We start from the raw sequence: 23440 nt of genomic DNA, 5'->3' as shown, positions 1-23440 counted from the left end.
AAAATATTAACTGACATAATGTGTATTATCGGATAACTATTACTAATGACGACCAGTAATGAGGTTGGCCATGCTTGCTACTGCTGATGTCTGTGAAGAAGGCGATCTCTGCTCTGCTTTGTCTGCGTATCCATATGCTGCGTATAAACCATGCGTAGCAATCCAACGCAATGGTTCAAACTCCCAATTTCGTACCTTGTGGTTTACCCAGGGCAATTCAGTAAGTTCGGTACTGCGTCCCAGGATCAGATCTGTCAGAGTTCTTCCCGCAAGGTTTGTCGAAGTAACCCCGGTCCCCACATAACCACCCGCAGAACCTTCTCCGGTTGAACTGACATAATTCACAGCTGCAGACCAGTCCCGTGGAACACCAAGAACACCAGACCACACGTGATCAAAACCAAATCGTTCAGTCTGTGGGAAGTATTTATGGGTAAGTTGCATCAAGGTTTTGATTGTGGCCTCTTGGGCAGAACCGTTCGTATCTGTTTTGGACCCATATCGATAGGGCACTCCCCTGCCGCCCATTGCAATGCGGTTATCAGCAGTCCGTTGCGCATAGAAATACACATGCGCCATATCGCCCAGAGTTTCATATCCATTCCAGCCAATTTCGTCCCAGAAGCAATCTGGCAGCTGTTCAGTCACAATAATCGAAGAATTCATTGGCAGAATTTGCCGATGAACGCCTTTCAAATTCGCCGTGAAGCCCTCAGTAGCTCTGATGAAATGTGTGGCTGTTACCGTTCCGTGCTCTGTAATTGCCTGGTGCGGACGAATTTCTGACACAGTCGTCTTCTCATAGATCGTGACGCCACACTGTTGAATAACGCGTCGAAGTCCCTGAGCCAATTTCGCTGGTTGAATTCGAGCACAATGTGGGTGCCAAATTGAGGAAATTGCTCCTGGAGTGGAAATTTTGTTCAGCGTGGCAGTGCGATCAAATACTTGGACCTCGTCAAAGCCCCAAGAGTGTTCATTTTTTGCCCAGTCGAGTAAACGTGCGTGCTGAGCTGGATTGTAGGCAACATTAAGTTCGCCACCTTTGACGATGTCCGCATCAATTCCTTCGGCCTGACACACTCTGATGACCTCGTCAACGGTGTTGTTCATGGCCAACTGAATAGCTAATGCAGCATCTTTACCATGAGTAGAAACGTATTGCTCCCGCCCACCAGTTACGGAGTTGGTTAACCAGCCTCCGTTTCGACCTGAGGCGCCAAATCCTGCAAACTCTTTCTCTAAGAGAACGACGGATAGTTCTGGTGCTGCTTTTTTGAGGTAATACGCCGTCCACATACCGGTGTAACCAGCACCCACGATGCAGACATCTACATTGATAGATTCGCGTAAAGGTTCATTCGGAACGGGAAAGCCTATTTCGTCGTACCAAAAGGAAACGTTTCCGTTGATGAGAGATTGACCTGGCACAGCCCCAGCCTGTCAATTTCCGAGGAATGGCGCAAGCAATAGCAAGATTGTGAATGAGGGGAATTATCCTGAGAGGGCGTTATGCGCACAACTAAGGAGTATCTATGTCCAACAATTCCCCTGATGTCCAGGGCTTTGCTTTCTACGGCGATGGTCACGAGACCGCAAAACAAACCGTGAAGGTTATTCGTACCGGCCTCATCATTGGTGCACTTCTTTCGGCACTATTCGGAGTTCTTATCCTGACGGCTACTGGTCAGGTTCTCGAAGTTGTCGCTGTGCTCTTTGGTATTTACTTCATTGTCCGTGGCGCAATCCGACTTGGTACCGGTTTCCTATCTGGCGCATTTGGCGCAGCCGGCCGCGCACTGAACATCATCATTGGAATACTGCTTCTGGTTGTGGGTGTCCTAGCTGTTATTCACCCAGCTGAAATCCTCGCTGTAATCGGAATTCTGATTGGTATTTCATGGATTATTGACGGAATTGTCAGCATTGTTGAATCGTCCAAGTCGCCGTCTAAGGCATTCTCCATTGTTGCTGGCATCATCTCCGTAATCGCGGGAATTGTCGTTGTACTTCTCCCGCTTGAGGGCGTTGCAGTACTCACGATGATCGCTGGAATTTTCTTACTGATTATTGCCGTGGCACAAATCATTGGCGCCATCATGATTGGCAAAGCAGTAAAGAACGCCATCTAAGAACAAACTAGTAAAGGGGTCTGGTAATCCAGGCCCCTTTTAGTTTGTCCGTGAGCGCTCAATTGCGAGCTGAATAACCTCCAGAAGAGGTTCAGGTGAGTACTTCTCACCTGAGGTGTTAAGTTCTTCTACTGTCCACCAACGGACATCTGTGATGTCGACGAATTCATTGTCCATCCAGTTTTCATTTGTGAGTTCAAAACTGGTCGTACGGACAACGAAGTATTCACTGTAGGTGGATTGAACATGACCATCATTGAAAATCGATTGTCCTTCGATACTCCAAATGGGATCACCGACAGATTCAACACGAAGGCCTGTCTCTTCGAAGAGTTCACGAATAGCACCTTCGGCGTGAGATTCGTGGTCCTCTACTCCCCCACCAGGTGTAAGCCATCTCACGACAGGAGTCTGCAATCGTGGCGAAGCTGTCAGTAACAGAAGGAACCGATCTTTTTCGTCGAGAAGAACGACTCGAGAGACTCTTCTGTGCGCTGGGCGCGCCATGATTACTCCGCTACGAAGGAGCTCACGTCTCCAACAAGGCGTGTGTTATCTGCAGGAACTGGCTCGACTGCTGCAAGTGCAACCTCAGCCGCAAACTCACTGACATTGTAAAGTTTGCCAGCAGATTCCTTACGGGCATTGATCGCACCAGGATTAGCGCGCTCAAGAAGAGTTGCCGTAATGGTTCCCTCGATCATGTCGCCAGAAACCACAGTAAAGCCGACACCTCGAGCTTCAAGCTCGGGAATCATGTCACGAAGTGCATCCTCTCCGGCACGCTTAGACAACGCAACAGGTAGGTATTCATCCATAGTTGGAGTGGTGCGAATGAAGTGAGCCTGGTGGCTTGTGACGAAAACGACGCGTGCTCCATCAACGAGAACGTCGAGTGCTGCTTTGAGAAGGTTGACCTGAGAATCTCGGTTGAGCTTCATGGCATAGTCATCTCCCATGCCTGCTTCCATACCGCCCGAGGCATTCATCACGAGAATGTCGAGTCCACCAAATGCTTCCTTAGCTGCAGCAAACATTGACGCAACCGATGCGGGATCAGTGAGGTCTGCGCCAACTGCAATGGCCTCTCCCCCGTTAGCTTTGATGGCATCAACAATCTTGAGTGCTCGTGCTTCTTTGTTGCGATAGTTGATAACTACTTTGGCGCCTGCCTCAGCGAAATAGTTAACTGTGTCTGCACCAATGCCACGAGAAGATCCGGTAACAAGTGCACGTTTTCCGGATAGTGAGCCGGCAGCTAGTGGGTTCGACACGAGAGTCTCCTTAGTGAAAGTTTCCTCAAGCAGACTACCAAGCACTGAGGATGTTAGCCTCTAGCCGTGCATAGCTATTTTGAGAACACAGGGCCCCATATTCTGGCCCACCAAGGTTTAGCCATTGAATGCACTCCCAACACCCTTGAATCCTTCACTAAAGCCTTGGCTGCTGGCGCCGATTACATCGAAACTGATGCCCACGGAACCAAAGATGGAATTGCTGTGCTATTCCATGACGATGACATCAACGGCGTGCCCATTTCAACACTGTTATTTACTGATTTACCAGAACACATCCCAACTCTGAGGTCCGCGCTTGAACACTTCCCTCAGGTTAAATTCAACATCGACATCAAAAACTCAGAAGCTTCTGCTCCTGTGGCACAAGCGATCAATGAGTTGAAAGCACATCATCGAATTCTGTTGACCTCTTTTGATGCCAAACGCAGAAAAACGACGATGCAGAAAGCTCCCGGCACTGCATCTTCTCCATCTGTCAGTGAATTCACGCCAGCATTCTTTGCAGCTTTGTGTGGGCAGCAATGGCTTGTGAATCGATTACTACGGAACTTCGATGCGGTTCAGATCCCGGCTTCTGCTTTAGGCCTCAACATCGTGAGTCCTCGACTGGTAAAGACCTATCACAAAGCAGGAGTGATGGTTCATGTCTGGACAATCAATGATCCGGAACAGATGAAGAAGCTACTTGAGGCTGGCGTAAACGGGATTGTTACTGATCGGACAGATATCGCTGTGAAGCTTCTCAAAAACTAACGTTGAGAAAGTGTGTCCTTTATTGCTTGGGCAATAGCTGGACTGATCTGAGGGGTTTGAGCAATTTCCTCAACGGTTGCTTTGCGTAATTGAGCAACAGACCCGAACTGCGCCAGGACTGCCTTGACCTTTGCCGGTCCCATTCCTGGTACTTCTGAAAGAACAGTATTGATGTCTCGTTTTCGAGATGCGCGTTGGAAGGTAATGGCGAAGCGGTGAGCCTCATCACGGAGTTGTTGGAACAAGAACAGCGCTTCGGAATTTCGCGGAAGAATCACGGGGAACTTCTCTCCCGGCAACCAGAGTTCTTCCAGTCTTTTTGCCAAACCTACAACTGGAATATGGCTCAAACCGGCTTTTTTCAGGGCATTTGCTGCGGCATTGACCTGTGGCAGCGCGCCATCCACGACGAATAGCCCAGGCGGATAAGAGAAACTTGAGGCCTTCTTTTCGGAATCTTCCTCAAGTCCAGTGAGATATGCAGCACGACGAGCAAGGACCTGATTCATCGCGTCTGTGTCATCACGTGCTTGAGCTATACTGAATTTCCGATAATCGCTCTTCTTCGCAAGACCGTCTTCGAAAACGACCATGGAAGCGACAATCTTTGTTCCACCCAGGTGTGACACATCGAAACATTCGATACGCAACGGAGACTCGGGTAATCCAAGTGCCTCTTGGATATCACTCAGAGCTTTTGTCCTCGTGACGTAATCTGAACGACGTTTGGTCTTATAGAGAACAAGAGCTTGTTGCGCATTGTGTTTGACCGTACTTGCCAACGCTGCGAGATCCCCGCGCTGAGCAACCTTAAGTTTTACTGATGCTGCGCGGTCATCAGCTAGTCTTTCGCGTCGAATCTCAGTGAGCCAAGAAGATAGGGCCACGGAGTCTTCTGGAATCTCAGGGACAATAATTTCTTTGGGAGGAATCTCCTCGGAGTCATATGCCGTTCGAAGCATATTGTCGACAAGCTCACTGACGGACACATCAAGTTCAGTATCCACGTTCCAGGAATGAACGCCTCGAATACGTCCTTCTCGCACGATGAACATTTGAACAGCGGCTGAGAGCTCATCACTGGCAATGCCAAATATGTCAGTATCTACTTCATCTCTAAGTACAACAGCACTCTTTGAAGCCACAGTTTCGAGAGCTTGAATGTTGTCGCGATATTTTGCAGCAGATTCGTAATCCTGCACTGCTGAGGCCTGAGCCATCTTCTCTTTCAAGCTCTTGATGTGACCATCATTCTTGCCTGTCATGAACGTTGCGAGATCAAGTGCAATGGATCGATGTTCTTCAGGAGTAACGCGACCAGCACAGGGTGCAGCACATCGCCCGATGTCGCCCAACAGGCAGGGACGTTTGGCCCGTTCTGCCTTTTTGTAAACACCTTCTGAACACGTCCGTACAGGAAATACAGGGAGAATCAGATCTAGCGTCTCTCTGATAGCCCAGGTTTTTGTATACGGGCCAAAGTATCGAGCGTTCTCAATCTTGCGCGTGCGGGTCACCATGACACGTGGGATCTTCTTCCCCAGTGTGATGGCCAGATAGGGATAGCTCTTATCGTCCCTGAATTGGATATTGAAAGGCGGATCGAATTCTTTGATCCATGTGAATTCGAGCTGGAGAGCTTCGAACTCAGTCCCCACGATGGTCCACTCAACGCTGGCAGCAGAGGTCACCATGCGCCTCGTGCGCTCATGAAGTGTGTTCAGAGGAGCAAAATAACTCGTCAGTCGTGCACGAAGGTTCTTTGCTTTGCCGACATAGAGAATGCGCCCTGACTCATCACGGAATCTATAGACACCGGGATTCGTCGGAATATCTCCCGTTTTGGGACGATAAGGGACAGTCTCTGCCATAACTACGTCGCGATGATCTCACGTAAGAAAGTTGCTGTGTGGCTCTGTGTGCTCTTTGCCACCTGTTCTGGAGTACCCACAGCAATGATTTCGCCACCGCCAGCACCACCCTCAGGGCCTAAGTCAATCAGCCAGTCTGCACTCTTGATCACATCAAGATTGTGCTCAATCACAATCACTGTGTTGCCTTTATCCACGAGTGAATTCAGCACTAGCAGGAGCTTGCGGACATCTTCGAAGTGAAGACCCGTGGTGGGCTCATCAAGTACATAGATGCTTCTACCGTTGCTTCGTTTCTGCAGTTCGGTCGCAAGCTTGACGCGTTGTGCCTCACCGCCAGAGAGAGTGGTGGCACTTTGACCCAAGCGAACATATCCGAGGCCTACGTCCACAAGGGTCTTGAGGAAGCGGTGAATTGAACTAATGGGTTCAAAAAATTCAGCAGCTTCAGCAATAGGCATATCTAGAACTTCTGAAATGTTCTTGCCTTTGTAACGAACTTGCAGGGTCTCCCGGTTGTATCGCTTTCCGTGACACACTTCACAATCCACATACACGTCAGGCAGGAAGTTCATCTCGATCTTGAGCGTTCCGTCACCAGAACATGCTTCACAACGTCCACCCTTGACATTGAAGCTGAATCGTCCCTGCTGATAACCACGAGTTTTCGACTCAGTAGTTTCTGAGAACAGGGTACGAATCTTGTCAAAGACGCCTGTGTAGGTTGCCGGGTTGGATCGAGGAGTACGACCAATGGGGTTCTGGTCGACGTGAATGACCTTGTCCAGGTGTTCAAGACCCGTAACTCGCACGTGCTTGCCTGCCACAGTTCGAGCACCATTGAGCTTGTTAGCAAGAACCTTGTAGAGAATGTCGTTGACCAAAGAGGACTTACCTGATCCAGAAACACCTGTTACCGCGGTGAGAGTTCCCAGAGGGAAGGTCGCAGTGACCTTCTTGAGGTTATTGGCCTCTGCGCCAACGACAGTAATCTCTCGGTTCTTATCGAATGGTCGACGCTTCTTGGGAATCTCGATCTTGGTGCGACCAGAGACATAATCGGACGTAATTGATGCGGTGTTCTTGAGCAGAGACTCATAATCACCAGAGTGGACGACCTTGCCGCCGTTCACGCCAGCACCCGGACCAATGTCCACAATCCAGTCGGCCGTGTGAATAGTGTCCTCATCGTGTTCCACCACGATCAAGGTGTTACCTAGATCTCGGAGTTTGATGAGGGTATCTATGAGGCGGCGGTTGTCTCGCTGGTGAAGACCAATAGAGGGTTCATCGAGGACGTAAAGAACACCTGTCAATCCAGAACCAATCTGAGTTGCAAGACGAATGCGTTGCGCTTCACCACCAGAAAGGGATCCTGCTGCCCGAGAAAGATTGAGATAGGTCAAACCAACCTCAATCAGGAAGTTCAAACGTGCACGAATCTCACGCAGGACCTGCGCGGCAATCATGGCATCTCTGTCGGTCAGAGTGAGAGTGTCCATAAAGTTTCTAGCATCAGACAGTGGCAATTCAGCTAGATCAGCGATGGACAAGCCATTGATCTTGACAGCAAGAACTTCGGGCTTCAGGCGCTGGCCGGCACACTCCACACAGGGCACCTCACGGAGGTATTCAGCCCATCGAGCACGTTGCACATCGGTATCTGCTTGAAGATACTGGCGTTCGATATAGGGAACAACACCCTCGAAGCCTGAACTGTATTGAACCTCTCGGCCGTAACGGTTCTTCCACTTCACACGAACATTGAAGTTGTTCCCGTTCATCACGGCTTCACGAACTTCTTCATCGAGCTCTTCCCATGGTGTATCGAGAGAGAAATCTAAATCTGCTGCAAGACCAAGAAGCAACTTCTCGTAGTACTGGAATAATCCCTTACCCTGTGTTGCCCAAGGAATGATCACACCGTCATTGATGGAGAGTGAAGGGTCCCCCATCAATAATTCTTCATCGACTGACATCTTGGTGCCGAGACCAGAACACACAGGACATGCACCAAACGGCGAATTGAAAGAGAAAGTACGGGGTTCAATCTCAGCAAGTTGAATAGGGTGCGCATTGGGGCACGAGAGCTTCTCACTAAAGGACTGCCATGCGCTCTCCCCCTCTTGGTCAACGTAGTTGATATCCACGGTGCCATTCGTGAGCTTGAGAGCTGTCTCAAGAGAATCAGTGAGGCGTGAGAGAAGTTCTGGTCCTGCAACCAGTCGGTCAATCACCACCGAAATGTCGTGTTTGAAGCTTTTCTTCAGAGCAGGTGCATCCGCAAGTTGAATAACGTCACCGTCAACAATGACACGTGAATATCCAGAGGCAGTGAGCTCGGCAAAAAGGTCAACGAATTCTCCCTTTTTCTGCGAAACAACGGGAGCTACGACCTGGTAACGGGTGCCTTCCGGCAAATCCATCAGTTGATCAGCAATTTGCTGAACGGTCTGCGATTGAATGACTTCGCCACACTCAGGACAGTGCGGAATACCAATACGCGCCCAGAGCAAACGCATGTAGTCGTAAATCTCAGTAATTGTGCCCACTGTTGAACGAGGGTTACGGTTCGTTGACTTCTGATCAATCGAAACTGCGGGTGAGAGGCCCTCAATGAAATCGACATCGGGACGATCCACTTGGCCCAAGAACTGACGAGCATACGCAGAAAGAGACTCAACGTAACGACGTTGACCTTCAGCAAAGATGGTGTCGAAGGCAAGAGATGACTTTCCAGAACCCGACAGACCGGTAAAGACAACAAGTGAGTCACGTGGGATCTCGAGGTCAACGTTTTGAAGGTTGTGAACGCGAGCACCCTTGACACTCAGATGAGAGTGCGTGTTGTGTGGCTTAGGCATGTCCTGCTTCTTTCATAATGCGAAGTTCGCGTTTCAGTTCAGATAATTCATCACGTAATCGTGCGGCAAGTTCGAACTTCAATTCTGCTGCTGCAACAAGCATTTGTTCGTTCAGATCACCGATGATGTTCTCAAGTTCTGTCGCTCCTGCAGCACCAATGCGAGGGGTAAGCAAGGTTGAGGTACTTGGTCTAGAAGCACCTGATTTGGTCTTCTTGTTTCCCTTATCCGCAAGAAGTTCAGCCGTATCAGCCTCTTCACGTTGGAGCATGGCAGTGATGTCTGCGATCTTCTTGCGCAAAGGTTGAGGATCGATGCCGTTCTGGACGTTGTATGCAATCTGCTTTTCTCTACGTCGCGTGGTTTCATCAATAGCTTGGGCCATTGATTTCGTAACCACGTCTGCGTACATATGGACTTCACCAGAGACGTTACGGGCAGCGCGACCTATGGTCTGGATCAAGGACGTTGCTGAACGTAAGAAGCCCTCTTTGTCTGCATCCAAGATGGCCACAAGCGAGACTTCAGGGAGGTCAAGTCCCTCTCGAAGTAGGTTGATTCCAACAAGAACGTCATACACGCCCTGTCTCAGCTCGGTAAGAAGCTCAACGCGTCGCAGGGTGTCAACGTCAGAGTGAAGGTACCTGACACGCACTCCAGCTTCTGTCAGGAAGTCCGTTAGCTCTTCTGCCATTTTCTTCGTCAGCGTCGTGACGAGCACACGTTCGTCCTGTGCGGCGCGAACCCGAATTTGCTCGAGCAAGTCATCGATTTGGCCCTTAGAAGGCTTGATCACAATCTGAGGATCTACGAGACCGGTAGGGCGAATGATTTGTTCAACAACTCCGTCGGCAATTCCCATTTCGTACTTACCAGGGGTGGCCGAAAGATAGACAGTTTGACCAACACGTTCTTTGAATTCATCGAAACGGAGGGGTCTGTTATCCATTGCAGATGGAAGGCGGAAACCGTGTTCGACGAGTGTTCGCTTACGAGAAGCGTCACCTTCGTGCATCGCACCAATTTGTGGCACCGTCACGTGAGACTCGTCTATGACACAAAGAAAGTCATCCGGGAAGTAGTCCAGGAGACACTGTGGAGCCTCTCCCGGTTCACGAACATCAATGTGACGTGAATAATTCTCAATGCCCGAGCAGAAACCAATCTGTTGCATCATTTCTAGGTCAAATGTGGTGCGCATGCGCAGGCGTTGAGCTTCTAGGAGCTTTCCTTGCTTCTCAAATTCTGCAACTCGTTCTTCCATTTCTTCACGGATCGTGACAATGGCTTTCTTCATAATCTCTTCACTGGCTACGTAGTGCGAAGCTGGGAAGACGGAAACCATATCGAGCTTTTCGACAACATCCCCTGTGAGTGGGTGGAGGCTATAAAGCGCTTCAATTTCATCACCGAACATCTCAATGCGAACAGCAAGCTCTTCATACATTGGGATGATTTCTATGGTGTCTCCGCGAACTCTGAAGTTTCCTCGGGAGAAGTCAATGTCATTGCGTGAATACTGCATTGAGACGAATTGACGAAGAATCGCTTCTCGGGGAATCCTCTCCCCCACAGAAAGCGTAATCATGGCCTCTAAGTACTCTTGCGGAGCACCCAGACCATAGATACACGACACAGTGGAAACAACTACAACATCACGCCGGGTCAGGAGAGAGTTCGTAGTGGAGTGCCTGAGACGTTCAACTTCTGCGTTGATGGAGCTGTCCTTCTCGATGAAGGTATCGGTCTGAGGGACATACGCTTCAGGTTGGTAGTAGTCGTAGTAGGAGACGAAATACTCAACAGCGTTCTCAGGAAGTAACTCGCGGAACTCGGTTGCGAGCTGTGCGGCCAGTGTCTTGTTGTGAGCAAGAATTAGGGTTGGTCTCTGAACTGCTTCAACAAGCCATGCCGTTGTTGCAGATTTACCAGTACCTGTAGCTCCTAGAAGGACAACATCGGTCTCACCTGCGTTGATACGGCCTGCTAATTCAGCAATAGCAGTGGGTTGATCACCACTGGGCGAATACTCGCTAACGACCTTGAAAGGCTTCTCAGATCGTCGTGGGTCCACTCCTCTAGTCTACGTTTTAAGCTGAGTCCAGAGAGCGTCAACCTGAGCGTAAGTATGGGAAATATCTCCGCTCGTATCGATGACATGGTTAGCAATTTTGAGTCGGTCTTCTTCAGGTGCCTGAGACTCAATTCGTGAAGCAGCTTCCGCCTCAGTCATACCTCGATGCTCCATCAGCCGTTCGATTCGAACGCTTTCAGGAGCACTGGCGACAATGATTTCCTCAAAGGGGTAATCCACTGACGCTTCGACCAACAAGGGAACGTCATAGACAACAACAGAACCTTCTGGCGCCTGTGCAAACAACGACAGAGTGCGTGCTTTAACTGCAGGATGAACGATCGAGTTCAGCACTTCAAGTTTGCTCTTGTCTGTAAACACGATGGAGCCCAAGGCACTTCGATTGAGAGAACCATCTGGCTGACGAAGATCTTGACCAAGAGCGTCAAAGATTGCCTCAAGTGCGGGTTGTCCTGGCTCTACAACGTCACGTGCTACTTGGTCAGCATCAATGATGACGGCACCATGATCGGCTAAACGCCTAGCAATCGTAGATTTGCCTGAGCCAATACCTCCTGTGAGACCAATCAGTTTCATATGCCCAGCTTAACGAGTAATGGGTGGGCCCCGAAGGACCCACCCATGTAGTAACTCTGCTGACTAGTTGCCAGCAAGCTTCTCGCGAAGAGCTGCAAGCGACTCGTCGTCTGCGAGGGTACCAGCAGAAGCTGCCTCGCTAGAGAATGAGGTGCTTTCAGAAGCTGCAGCTGCTGGAGCATCAGGAATGTTGGCTTCGGCTTCGTTTGCTGCCTTGACCTGGATCTTGTGCTGTTCCCAACGAGCCTGAGCTGCTGCGTAGTCCAGTTCCCACTTCTCGCGTGCGGTGTCGAAACCTTCACGCCATTCGTTGGTCTCTGGGTCGAAGCCCTCTGGGTACTTGTAGTTGCCGCTCTCGTCATACTCGGTGAGCATGCCGTAGAGAGCTGGGTCAAACTCGGTACCTTCGGGGTCAACACCCTCGTTAGCCTGCTTGAGGCTGAGCGAGATGCGGCGACGCTCGAGGTCGATGTCGATGACCTTGACGAATACGTCGTCACCAACAGAAACAACCTGCTCTGCGAGTTCAACGTGCTTGCCGGAGAGCTCAGAGATGTGGACGAGACCTTCGATGCCGTCTGCAACGCGAACGAATGCACCGAATGGAACAAGCTTGGTGACCTTACCGGGAGCAACCTGACCGATTGCGTGGGTACGGGCAAATACCTGCCATGGGTCTTCCTGAGTTGCCTTGAGCGAGAGCGATACACGCTCGCGGTCCATGTCAACCTCGAGGATTTCGACGGTAACTTCCTGGCCAACTTCAACAACCTCAGAAGCGTGCTCGATGTGCTTCCAGGAGAGCTCGGATACGTGGACGAGACCGTCTACGCCACCGAGGTCAACGAATGCACCGAAGTTGACGATCGAAGAAACGACACCCTTACGGATCTGACCCTTCTGGAGGTTAACCAGGAAGGTGCTGCGGCTCTCGGACTGAGTCTGCTCAAGAAGTGCACGGCGAGAAAGAACAACGTTGTTACGGTTCTTGTCCAGCTCGAGGATCTTGGCTTCGATGTCCTGGCCGAGGTAAGGAGTGAGGTCGCGAACGCGACGAAGCTCGATGAGAGATGCAGGAAGGAATCCACGCAGACCGATGTCTACGATCAGACCACCCTTAACAACTTCGATAACCGAACCGGTAACGATGCCGTCTGCGTCCTTGATCTTTTCAACATCGCCCCATGCACGCTCGTACTGTGCGCGCTTCTTGGAGAGGATGAGGCGACCTTCTTTGTCTTCCTTCTGAAGAACGAGTGCCTCAACGGTGTCGCCAACCTTGACTACCTCAGAGGGGTCAATGTCGTGCTTGATGGAAAGTTCACGAGAAGGGATAACACCTTCGGTCTTGTAGCCAACGTCAAGGAGAACCTCGTCGCGATCTACCTTGACAACGGTGCCTTCAATGAGGTCACCATCGTTGAAAAACTTGAGGGTCTTTTCGACAGCGGCGAGGAAGTCCTCAGCAGAACCGATGTCGTTGATTGCAACCTGAGCGGCTGCCTTCTTTGCTACAAGCGTCATGTAAAACGTGCTCCAGTATTTACTTACTTCAGGCCTTCAGACACAGCGAACTGTTGAATTGTCTTTCGGGCAGACGGATAAAACGCACAAATGTGCATCTCTCAGATTACTTCACAGCAGACTTCCGCGCAAACTCGCGGATATCGGACTAGTGGGCAGCTTCGTTCCAATTAGCTCCGACACCAATTTGCACGTCGAGAGGAACCCTCAGCTTCGCAGCATGAGACATTCTGTCGGTCACAATCTTCACGACCTGTTCACGTTCGGATTCAATAACTTCGAGAACCAATTCGTCATGAACTTGGAGCAACAACTGGGACTTCAGCCCAAGAGCAACGAGGTCCTGCTCAATACCGATCATGGCGATCTTCATGATGTCTGCTGCAGTTCCCTGCATTGGAGCGTTCAGAGCAGCACGCTCAGCGTTGTCTCGGAGCACACGGTTGGGGCTTGCCAAATCAGGGAATGGCCTCCTGCGACCGAAGAGTGTTTCGGTATATCCCTGTGCTCGGGCCTGTTCAACGACACTGCGCAGATAGTCGCGCACTCCCCCAAATCGCTGGAAATAATCTGCCATAAGTTTCTTGGCAGCAGAATTATCAATACCCAGCTGACGTGCAAGACCAAAAGCGCTCAAGCCATATGCGAGGCCGTAGCTCATCGCTTTGACTTGACTGCGCATTTCACCTGTTACTTCGCCAGGTTCCACACCAAAGACACGTGCACCCACAAACTTGTGGAGATCTTCACCGGAGATAAAAGCTTCAATCAGGCCTTCATCCTCTGAGAAGTGCGCCATGATGCGCATTTCGATCTGTGAATAGTCAGCTGTAAACAGAGCGTCGAAGCCTTCTCCGACTTCAAAAGCCTCGCGGATTCGACGACCATCCGCAGTTCGAATGGGAATGTTTTGCAAATTCGGGTTCGCAGAAGATAAGCGGCCTGTGCTTGTTCCTGTTTGGCCATAGGTGGTGTGGATTCTGCCGTCTGTCCCAATAGCCAAAATCAGCGTCTCCACAATTTGCTTGAGCTTGGTCACATCGCGGTGTTCAAGTAACAGACCTAAGAACGGATGCGGATTAGTTGCTTGGAGATCCGCCAAAGCAGTTGCATCTGTGGTGTAACCGGTTTTCGTTGCACGGGTTTTGGGCATACCGAGCTGGTCAAACAATACTTCTTGAAGCTGCTTGGGTGAGGCGAGGTTCACTTCTCGTCCAATGACGGCAAATGCTTCGTTCTTTGCTGTTTCTGCTCGGATTCCGAGCTCGTCAGAGAGTGCTTGAAGTTTCTCTTTGTTTACCGTGACGCCACGCATTTCCATGGCAGCGAGTGTGGTCAACGAAGGAATCTCAATCTCAAGAAAGAGGGCAAGAGTTGCTGCTTCCATGCGGTCACGGATTGCAGAATCGATACGGTTCACAAACCATGCACGTCCACCGGCATCAAGTTCCGAATCATCAGGAACGAGCTGGTTGGGGTCGGGGGTGGGAAGTACTTCATTGAGGTAAAGCTTGACAAGATCAGCAAGCTCTCGCTTGGAGGAATCGGGTCGCAATACCCAATCGGCTATCTCAGTATCAAAACCGAGGTTCTCCAGTGGAATACCTAGCGATAACAGTGCCTTGATCTGTTCTTTAGCACCGTGGAAGATCTTGGGAGTGGGACCGGCAAACCATTCAATCAAAGGCTTCATATCGGCTTGCACAGGTGACCACGGGACGGAGACCGTTTCAGTTTCTGTCGCTAAGCCCACAACCGCGATACCTGTGGCATAAACCTCAAGCTCAACTGCAACTCCCTGCGGAGAGTTTTCTGATGCTCTGTGGAGCCACGCTGCGAGCTCCTCATCGAGAAGTTGCTGAGATCGCGGAGCCTGGGCAGCGACCACAGGCTCTGAACTCACTTCTTCAACCACAGGTACAACTGATGGAGAGGGTGAAGATTTTGCTTCTGTCGGAGTCGAATCCTGTTCACCATTGAGTGCAAGCACTCGCGTCAACAAAGATTTGAACTCGAGACGACCGAAGACTTCTCTAACAGCCTCAGAATCGAAAGGAAGTCGCTCTAAATCTGCAGGTCCAACGGGAAGATCAACATCTGGAATCAGTCGGTTGAGTCGGCGGTTCCGTATTGCGTTTTCTTTGAACTCTCGAAGGCTTTCGCCAACTTTGCCACCGATTTCATCGGCTCGACGAAGAATTTCTTCGAGGGATCCATATTCGTTGATCCACTTAACAGCGGTCTTCTCACCCACCTTCGGAATACCAGGCAAGTTGTCGCTGGTTTCACCGACCAAGGCAGCAATCTCTGGGTATTGATGAGGTTGAATGCCATAGCGTTCAAACACTTTGGCTGCGTCATAACGCGTGAGTTCCGAAACACCTTGTTTGGACGGATACAGCAACGTGACATTGTCATCGATGAGTTGGATAGTGTCACGGTCACCTGAAACAACTAAGACTTTGAAATCTTGAGCAGAGCCTTGAGCAGCAAGCGTGGCGAGAATGTCATCCGCCTCAAAATCTTCTTTAGTGATGGTCGTGATACCCATTGCGTGAAGTGCATCTTGAAGGAGAGGTACTTGACCAATGAACTCAGGTGGAGTTTCTCCACGAGTCCCTTTGTACTCGGGGTACTCCCGGGTGCGAAACGAATAGCGAGAAATATCGAAAGCCACTGCCAAGTGAGTGGGCTTTTCCTTTGCCAACAGGTTCAACATCATGGAGATGAAGCCATGAATGGCGTTGGTGTGCTGGCCATCAGCAGTTCGGAAACTGTCTACCGGAAGAGCATAAAACGCCCGGAAAGCGAGCGAATGCCCATCAATGACCATAAGGGTAGGCTGGGCGTTATTCGACACGTGCCAAGCCTACACAGCACGTAAGACCTAGCTCACGAGGAATCTTCAATGTCTTCTGAATATGTTCGCCCCCCTGTACTGGATCTTGAGCAGTTCCGCGGATTTTCTGCCGGACCCCTGTGGGACAAGATGGGCATTCAACTCCACGAGCTCTCCCCTGAATACGCTGTTGCCACAATGCCCGTCGAAGGCAACACCCAGTCAGTAGGAATCTTGCACGGCGGTGCGTATGTCGTCATTGCTGAAGGACTCGGGTCTATTGCTGCAAACATGTTTGCTGGTGAAGGCCGTGTTGCTGTCGGTATCGAAGTCAGCGCCACACACACCGGCAGTATTTCAGAAGGTTTTGTGACAGCAACCTGTAAGGCTCTTCACCTAGGACGCACCCTCACCACTCACGAAATCGTCTGCACAGATGAGAATGGTCGACGACTGTCCACCATTCGCTTGACGAACTTCATCAAGGACAGAAAGAAGTAGGTTTACTTCTTTTCCTTTTTGTCTGAACCCAGCTGGTCCACAATCGTGACAGCAACATCTTTCATGGTCAGACGACGATCCATCGAGGCTTTTTGAATCCAACGGAAAGCTTCTGGTTCCGTCAGACCCATCTTTTCGTTGAGAATGCCCTTAGCAATGTCGACGATCTTGCGGGTTTCGAAACGCTCAGAGAGGTCTGCAACCTCATTTTCTAGAGCAACAATCTGCGCCCAGCGAGAAAGTGCGATCTCAACAGCAGGAAGTAAGTCATTGGGAGTGAAAGGCTTCACAACATAGGCCAGTGCACCTGCCTCTGTGGCGCGCTCGACGAGTTCTTTCTGACTGAACGCAGTCAAGAGAACAACGGGTGCGATGTGCTCTTTGTTGAGCTGATCTGCAGCAGAAATGCCATCAAGCTTGGGCATCTTCACGTCCATCACTACGAGATCAGGGCGAAGTTCTTTTGCCAAAGCAACGGCAGCTTCGCCATCACCAGCCTCCCCCACAACATCAAAACCGTTGTCACGAAGAGTTTCAACGATATCCATGCGGATAAGTGATTCATCTTCTGCAACAACAACACGTCGTTTGGTGGGTGTTTGGATCTCTTGGTCGGCCATGCCTCCAGCCTAGGATATTCTTGAAGATATACCAGCCGAATTGGCGGAATGGCAGACGCGGAGCACTCAAAATGCTTTGTCTTCGGACGTGTGGGTTCAAGTCCCACATTCGGCACCAATAAGAAAAGCCCCTCAGATGAGGGGCTTTTCTTTGTGTGAGGCCTAGAGGTTCTCGTAGGCGGGAGCTGCAGCGTTGCGTGCATCTCCGACCTTGTGAACACGAAGGTCGTTGGTAGAACCTGCGATTCCGGGAGGGGAACCAGCAATAACGACGACCTTGTCGCCGGCTTCTGCCAGTCCTTCACCGAGAAGTAGGTCATCTACCTGACCGAACATCTGGTCAGTGTGAGTTACTGCATCAACCAAGTAAGACTTGACGCCCCAGGTCAGTGCCATACGGCGACGAATGTGCTCGTGTGGGGTCAGAACAATCATGGGGATGTCTGAACGCAAGCGAGCCATACGGCGAGCAGAGTCGCCGGATTCGGTGAACACACAGAGGTACTTTGCATCAACGAACTCGGCAACTTCCTTAGCAGCCAAGGTAATTGCGCCACCCTGGGTACGAGGCTTGGTACCCAGTTCAGGAATTCGCTCAATACCGTGATCTTCAGTGGACTCGATAATGCGAGCCATGGTGGCAACAGTAATCGTGGGGAACTCACCAACACTGGTTTCACCCGAGAGCATGACAGCGTCAGTTCCATCCAGAACAGCGTTGGCACAGTCAGAAGCCTCTGCACGAGTGGGACGAGGGCTTGAGATCATGGATTCGAGCACCTGAGTTGCCACGATGACGGGCTTAGCCCAACGACGTGCGAGCTCTACGGCACGCTTCTGGACAATAGGAACTGCCTCGAGGGGAAGCTCAACCCCAAGGTCACCACGAGCAACCATGATGGCGTCGAAAGCATCTACGATTTCTTCCAAGTTGTCGACAGCTTGTGGCTTTTCAACCTTGGCAATAACGGGAAGTCGAACGCCTTCTTCATCCATGATTTCGTGGACACGCTTGATGTCAGCAGCATCACGAACAAAGCTCAATGCAATGAAGTCCGCACCCAAGCGGAGTCCCCAACGCAGGTCTGCTTCGTCCTTGTCAGAGAGGGCAGGAACGTTCACAGCAACACCGGGAAGGTTGATGCCCTTGTTGTTAGAAACAGGTCCAGGAACCTCAACAACGGTGGTGACAACAGTTCCGTCAGTTTCGAGAACGCGGAGAGTGACCTTACCGTCATCAATCAGGAGAGGATCTCCAGGCTTGACGTCCTGAGGCAGACCCTTGAAAGTAGTGGAGCTGATCTCCTTGTTACCAACGATGTCTTCGATGGTGATCTTGAAGATGTCGCCTTCGTCGAGGTCGTAGGGACCTCCTTCAAACTTGCCGAGACGAATCTTGGGGCCTTGAAGGTCAACGAGAACGGCTACAGGCTTGCCTAGATCTTCAGCAGCCTTGCGAACGTTGCGGTAAACCTCTTCGTGAACATCGTAGGAACCGTGTGAAAGGTTCATACGAGCCACGTCAACACCAGCTTCGATGATTGACTTCAGGCTTTCATAGCTAGAAGTTGCTGGACCAAGGGTCGCAACGATTTTGGCGCGTCTCATGAAATGTCTCTTTCGTTTCAGTGGTGCCAGGTCGCAGGAGGGAATTGCGACTGTATTATCGTACTAAACCGCGAAGCCGCGGTCTGTGGGTGCTACAGGAGCAGGAAGTAACGTCTCACCTTCAAGGTAGCGGTCAACTGCTGCTGCAGCTGCGCGACCCTCGGCAATAGCCCAGACAATCAGTGATTGTCCACGCCCAGCATCACCTGCAACAAAAACACCCGGTTCTGCAGTTGCATACTGTGCATCGCGGTTGATGTTTCCACGCTGGGTGAGGCTCACGCCGAGTTCAGAGTGAGCAATGTCGCCTTCTGGTCCAGTGAAACCGAGTGCGAGTAAAACGAGATCTGCAGGGATCTCACGTTCGGTTCCCGCCTTGGGAACTCGAGCTCCGTCGACGAATTCAGTCTCGGCAACGCGAACGGCGCGAACATTTCCGTCCTTATCGCCTAAGAACTCAACGGTTGAGACGAGGTACTCACGAGTACCACCCTCTTCGTGTGCACTTGCAACTTCAAACAGGTTGGGGAATGTTGGCCATGGCTGCGAATCAGGGCGCTCCGCAGGAGGCTGCTTACCAATGGCCAAGTTGGTAACTGTTGCTGCCTGGTGACGGTGAGCTGTTCCAATACAGTCAGCACCAGTGTCACCACCACCCAGAATTACAACGTGCTTGCCCTGCGCATGAATCTGGTTGGGAACATCCTGACCATCAACTGCACGGTTGGATTGTGCAAGATAATCCATAGCGAAGTGAACACCGTTGAGGTCACGACCTGGGATGGGAAGATCACGAGGAACCATTGCTCCCGTTGCGACAACAACAGCGTCATAACGCTTGCGCAGGTCTTCCCACGTAATGTCTGTGCCGATGTTGACACCGGGGCGGAATCGTGTTCCTTCAGCTTCCATCTGCTCTAGACGACGATCGATGTGGATTTTTTCCATCTTGAAGTCAGGAATACCGTAACGAAGAAGACCACCGATCTTTTCGTCACGTTCATAGACAGCCACTGTGTGACCTGCACGAGTGAGCTGCTGCGCAGCAGCAAGTCCTGCAGGTCCTGAACCAACGACAGCAACAGTTTTACCGGAGAGTCGTTCTGGAATGAGAGGGTTAACCCATCCTTCATCGAAAGCTTTATCGATAATGGAAACTTCAACCTGCTTGATGGTCACAGCTGGCTGGTTGATGCTCAACACACAGGAAGATTCACAGGGTGCAGGACACAGACGACCCGTGAACTCAGGGAAGTTGTTGGTTGCGTGGAGACGATCAATCGCATCTTTGTCATCCCCGCGCCAGGTGAGGTCATTCCATTCAGGAATGAGGTTGCCCAATGGGCAGCCCTGGTGACAGAAAGGAATTCCACAATCCATGCAACGACCAGCCTGACGCACCAGCGTCTCGCGGTCGCCTGCTTCATAGACTTCTTTCCAGTCCATGAGGCGAATCGGAACAGGGCGACGGGCAGGAACTTCACGCTGGCGTGTGTTCAAGAAACCTTTTGGATCAGCCACCAGTCACCTCCATGATCTTCTTCCAGGTTGCGTCCCCGTCGGGGTCAATACCTGCATTCTCTGCATCTTGACGAACTTCTAGCACTGCAGCGTAATCGCGAGGAACGACCTTGGTGAAGTCGTCAACAGACTTCTCAAAGTTGGCAAGAAGTGCAGCAGCTCGAGGTGAACCTGTCTCAGCTAGATGAGATTCAAGAATGTCCTTGAGGATTTCTGCATCTGCGCTTCCCAGCTTCTCCAAACGGAGTTCACCAGAACCAAGTGAATCAGCGTTGACCTTGTTGGGGTCTAGAGAATGTACGTAGGCAATACCGCCAGACATACCTGCACCCAGGTTGCGGCCAGTGGAGCCGAGAATGACAGCCAGACCGCCGGTCATATATTCGAGGGCGTGGTCTCCCACACCTTCGGCAACAGCGGTCGCACCAGAGTTACGCACCAGGAAGCGTTCACCAACAAGGCCGCTGATAAAGATTGAACCGCTTGTTGCGCCATAACCAATGACGTTTCCAGCAATGACGTTCTCTTCCGGAGCAAAGCTCGACGATGGTGACGGCTTCACGACAATAGATCCTCCAGAAAGCCCTTTACCTACGTAGTCGTTCGAGTCTCCAACCAAGCGCAGGGTGATTCCTGCAGGAACGAAGGCACCGAAGGACTGACCAGCTGTTCCGGTCAGGGTGATGTCGATGGTTCCGTGTGGCAAGGCGTCCTGACCAAACTTCTTAGTCAATTCGTGGCCAAGCATGGTTCCCACAGCACGTTCAGTGTTGCGGATAGGAAGTTCGATCGAGACCGGCTCGCCCTTAGTCAATGCTGCGCGAGACAGGTTAATGAGCTCGTTGTCGAAGTGTTCCTCGAGTTCGTGGTCCTGTGCACGAGCACGAATACGAGGTTCATCAGCAAGGAACTTAGGTCCAACCAGGATGGGCTCGAGGTCTAGACCTTCAGACTTCCAGTGTTCAACTGCGTCATTGACGTTCAAAAGATCGTTACGACCAATGATTTCGTCAAGGCTGCGATAACCCAACTCTGCAAGGTATTCACGAACTTCCTGAGCGATGAACTCAAAGAAGTTCACCACAAACTCAGGCTTGCCTGTGAAGCGTGCACGAAGTTCAGGGTTCTGTGTTGCAACACCAACAGGGCAGGTGTCGAGGTGACACACGCGCATCATGATGCAGCCAGAGACAACCAGTGGCGCGGTTGCGAAACCAAACTCTTCAGCACCCAGGAGAGCAGCAACGATAACGTCGCGGCCGGTCTTGAGCTGACCATCCACTTGAACGGAAACGCGGTCACGCATACCGTTGAGCATGAGTGTCTGCTGCGCTTCAGCAAGACCCAGCTCCCACGGCGTTCCAGCGTGCTTGAGCGAGTTCAGCGGGCTTGCGCCAGTTCCACCGTCATGACCTGAAATGAGAATGACGTCAGCAAGCGCCTTAGATACACCTGCAGCAACGGCTCCAATTCCGGACTGGCTCACGAGCTTCACGTGCACACGAGCAGCGGGGTTCGCGCGCTTCACATCGAAGATCAACTGCTTGAGGTCTTCAATGGAGTAAATATCGTGGTGTGGGGGTGGAGAAATCAGACCAACGCCAGCGGTTGCGTGACGTGTGCGCGCAATCCAGGGGTAAACCTTGTTGTTAGGGAGCTGACCACCTTCACCAGGCTTCGCGCCCTGAGCCATCTTGATCTGGATGTCATCAGCGTGAGTGAGATACATGCTGGTGACACCGAAACGACCAGAAGCAACCTGCTTGATGGCAGAACGACGAGTGGGGTCAAGAAGACGGGCAACGTCTTCACCACCCTCACCAGTGTTGCTCTTGGCGCCAATAGAGTTCATCGCAATCGCGAGTGTCTCGTGAGCCTCAGGTGAAATCGAGCCATAGCTCATGGCACCAGTTGAGAAGCGCTTCACGATTGACTCAACAGATTCAACTTCATCGAGTGGCACAGGGTTACGCTTGCCTGTTTCGAGGGTGAAAAGACCACGAAGGGTCATCAGTTCACGAGTCTGATCGTCGACCAGCTTGGTGTACTCGCGGAATGTGTCGAAACGACGTTCACGGGTGGAGTGCTGAAGCTTGAACACTGTTTCAGGGTTGAACAAGTGCGGTGCACCATCACGACGCCACTGGAACTCCCCACCAGTGGTCAAACGCTCAGTTGTCAGTGGAGCCCCATCGGAAGGATAGGCAGAAGCATGGCGGGCAAGATTTTCGGCAGCAATAACATCAATGCCTACTCCCCCAAGCTTGCTGTTGGTTCCCGTGAAGTACTGGTCTACAAACTCCTGCGAAAGACCTACGGCTTCGAAGGTCTGCGCGCCGGTGTAGGACGAGACGGTAGAAATACCCATTTTCGACATCACTTTAAGAACACCCTTACCGAGTGCCTTGATGACGTTCTTGGTTGCCTTCTCGGCTGTCACACCCGTGATGAACTCATCTCGGACCAACTGCTCGCAGGTTTCCATAGCGAGGTAAGGGTTGACTGCAGAAGCACCATAACCCAGTAATACAGCGACGTGGTGAACTTCACGAACGTCACCAGCTTCAACAACAATGCCGACCTTGGTGCGGTTTTCCGTACGAATGAGGTGGTGGTGAACCGTCGAAACCATCATCAAGGATGGAATCGGCGCCATGTCGGAGTTCGAGTCACGGTCAGAAAGCACGATGAACTTGATGCCCTGAGCAATTGCTTCATCTACTTCTTCACAGAGCTGCGCCAGGCGCTTTTCCATGGCGCGAGGACCCTTGTTGACTTTGTAGAGTCCCTTGAGCTTGATTCCTTCACGAGCACCGCTCTTGCCACGAATGTGGAGAACCTTTGCCAGCTGATCGTTATCGATCACAGGGAAATCAAGTACTACCTGTTCGGTGTGCTCGGGACCGGCAGCAAGCAGGTTTCGCTCGGGCCCCAGACCCAACTTCAGGCTGGTCACTACTTCTTCACGAATGGAGTCCAGTGGCGGGTTTGTTACCTGAGCAAATTGCTGAACAAAGTAATCGAAAAGCAAACGTGGACGTGAAGAAAGAACAGCAATCGGAGTATCTGTTCCCATAGCACCGAGAGGTTCTGCACCGGTTTTTGCCATAGGAGCAAGCATGATGCGGAGTTCTTCTTCGGTGTAGCCAAAGGTACGCTGACGACGTATGACTGAACTTCGAGTGTGCGCAATGTGCTCACGCTCAGGGAGCTCTTCGAGGTCAATACGCGACTGATC

General features: G+C 51.2%; 16 protein-coding genes and 1 tRNA gene. 4 read left to right on the top strand and 13 right to left on the bottom strand.

Annotated elements, in window-relative coordinates:
- Positions 1-42: 42 nt before the first annotated feature.
- Complete coding sequence (locus RR877_RS07035) at positions 43-1431, bottom strand: FAD-binding oxidoreductase (protein WP_332551181.1); 1389 nt, start codon at positions 1429-1431, stop codon at positions 43-45.
- A gap of 104 nt (positions 1432-1535) precedes the next feature.
- Between RR877_RS07035 and RR877_RS07030 the strand changes: the two genes are divergently transcribed.
- On the top strand, positions 1536-2132 hold the full coding sequence (locus RR877_RS07030) for a DUF308 domain-containing protein (protein ID WP_110233337.1): 597 nt from the start codon (positions 1536-1538) through the stop codon (positions 2130-2132).
- A gap of 39 nt (positions 2133-2171) precedes the next feature.
- Here RR877_RS07030 and RR877_RS07025 read toward each other — a convergent pair whose 3' ends face one another.
- On the bottom strand, positions 2172-2639 hold the full coding sequence (locus RR877_RS07025) for an NUDIX domain-containing protein (protein WP_280796257.1): 468 nt from the start codon (positions 2637-2639) through the stop codon (positions 2172-2174).
- A 2-nt stretch (positions 2640-2641) separates the two neighbouring features.
- The gene (locus RR877_RS07020) at positions 2642-3406 is read right to left on the bottom strand and encodes an SDR family oxidoreductase (protein WP_332551180.1); all 765 of its coding nucleotides are present in this window, start codon (positions 3404-3406) and stop codon (positions 2642-2644) included.
- A gap of 66 nt (positions 3407-3472) precedes the next feature.
- Between RR877_RS07020 and RR877_RS07015 the strand changes: the two genes are divergently transcribed.
- Positions 3473-4183 carry a glycerophosphodiester phosphodiesterase family protein gene (locus RR877_RS07015; protein ID WP_332551179.1) on the top strand — a complete coding sequence of 237 codons (711 nt, stop codon included), beginning with the start codon at positions 3473-3475 and terminating at the stop codon, positions 4181-4183.
- On the opposite strand, the gene uvrC is transcribed toward RR877_RS07015, so the two are convergent.
- The 6 genes from uvrC to polA form a co-directional block, all read right to left on the bottom strand.
- Entirely contained in the window at positions 4180-6054 is a 1875-nt protein-coding gene (uvrC, locus tag RR877_RS07010) for an excinuclease ABC subunit UvrC (RefSeq protein ID WP_332618676.1), read from the bottom strand. The genes RR877_RS07015 and uvrC overlap by 4 nt on opposite strands.
- Positions 6055-6056: 2 nt before the next feature.
- On the bottom strand, positions 6057-8918 hold the full coding sequence (gene uvrA / locus RR877_RS07005) for an excinuclease ABC subunit UvrA (RefSeq protein ID WP_332550442.1): 2862 nt from the start codon (positions 8916-8918) through the stop codon (positions 6057-6059).
- The gene (uvrB, locus tag RR877_RS07000; RefSeq protein WP_332618677.1) at positions 8911-10992 is read right to left on the bottom strand and encodes an excinuclease ABC subunit UvrB; all 2082 of its coding nucleotides are present in this window, start codon (positions 10990-10992) and stop codon (positions 8911-8913) included. Before uvrB ends, uvrA begins: the two co-directional genes overlap by 8 nt.
- Positions 10993-11001: 9 nt before the next feature.
- A complete protein-coding gene (gene coaE / locus RR877_RS06995; RefSeq protein WP_332550440.1) occupies positions 11002-11589 on the bottom strand; it encodes a dephospho-CoA kinase in 588 nt (195 codons plus the stop codon).
- Positions 11590-11652: 63 nt separating this feature from the next.
- Positions 11653-13113 carry a 30S ribosomal protein S1 gene (gene rpsA / locus RR877_RS06990; protein ID WP_110233321.1) on the bottom strand — a complete coding sequence of 487 codons (1461 nt, stop codon included), beginning with the start codon at positions 13111-13113 and terminating at the stop codon, positions 11653-11655.
- Between the two features lie 148 nt (positions 13114-13261).
- On the bottom strand, positions 13262-15973 hold the full coding sequence (gene polA, locus RR877_RS06985) for a DNA polymerase I (RefSeq protein ID WP_332550439.1): 2712 nt from the start codon (positions 15971-15973) through the stop codon (positions 13262-13264).
- A 129-nt stretch (positions 15974-16102) separates the two neighbouring features.
- Between polA and RR877_RS06980 the strand changes: the two genes are divergently transcribed.
- On the top strand, positions 16103-16453 hold the full coding sequence (locus tag RR877_RS06980; RefSeq protein ID WP_239406878.1) for a hotdog fold thioesterase: 351 nt from the start codon (positions 16103-16105) through the stop codon (positions 16451-16453).
- Between the two features lie 2 nt (positions 16454-16455).
- On the opposite strand, the gene RR877_RS06975 is transcribed toward RR877_RS06980, so the two are convergent.
- Positions 16456-17073, bottom strand: a complete 618-nt coding sequence (locus RR877_RS06975; protein WP_110233315.1) for a response regulator — start codon at positions 17071-17073, stop codon at positions 16456-16458.
- 34 nt (positions 17074-17107) lie between these two features.
- On the opposite strand from RR877_RS06975, the gene RR877_RS06970 reads away from it, so the two are divergent.
- A tRNA-Leu gene (locus tag RR877_RS06970) sits at positions 17108-17191 on the top strand.
- Positions 17192-17235: 44 nt separating this feature from the next.
- Here RR877_RS06970 and pyk read toward each other — a convergent pair.
- From pyk to gltB, 3 genes are all read right to left on the bottom strand, one after another.
- Positions 17236-18681 (bottom strand): pyruvate kinase, encoded by a 1446-nt coding sequence (pyk, locus tag RR877_RS06965; RefSeq protein ID WP_332550438.1) that lies wholly within the window; start codon positions 18679-18681, stop codon positions 17236-17238.
- Between the two features lie 63 nt (positions 18682-18744).
- Positions 18745-20202, bottom strand: a complete 1458-nt coding sequence (locus RR877_RS06960; RefSeq protein WP_332550437.1) for a glutamate synthase subunit beta — start codon at positions 20200-20202, stop codon at positions 18745-18747.
- The coding region (gene gltB, locus RR877_RS06955; protein WP_332627840.1) for a glutamate synthase large subunit at positions 20195-23440 on the bottom strand (3246 nt) is incomplete at its 5' end. The genes RR877_RS06960 and gltB, both read right to left, overlap by 8 nt.

Source organism: Aurantimicrobium sp. (genome assembly GCF_036667855.1).
Lineage (GTDB): Bacteria > Actinomycetota > Actinomycetes > Actinomycetales > Microbacteriaceae > Aurantimicrobium.
The sequence above is the reverse complement of the archived record's forward strand: the minus strand, read 5'-3'. Positions and strand labels throughout refer to the sequence as shown.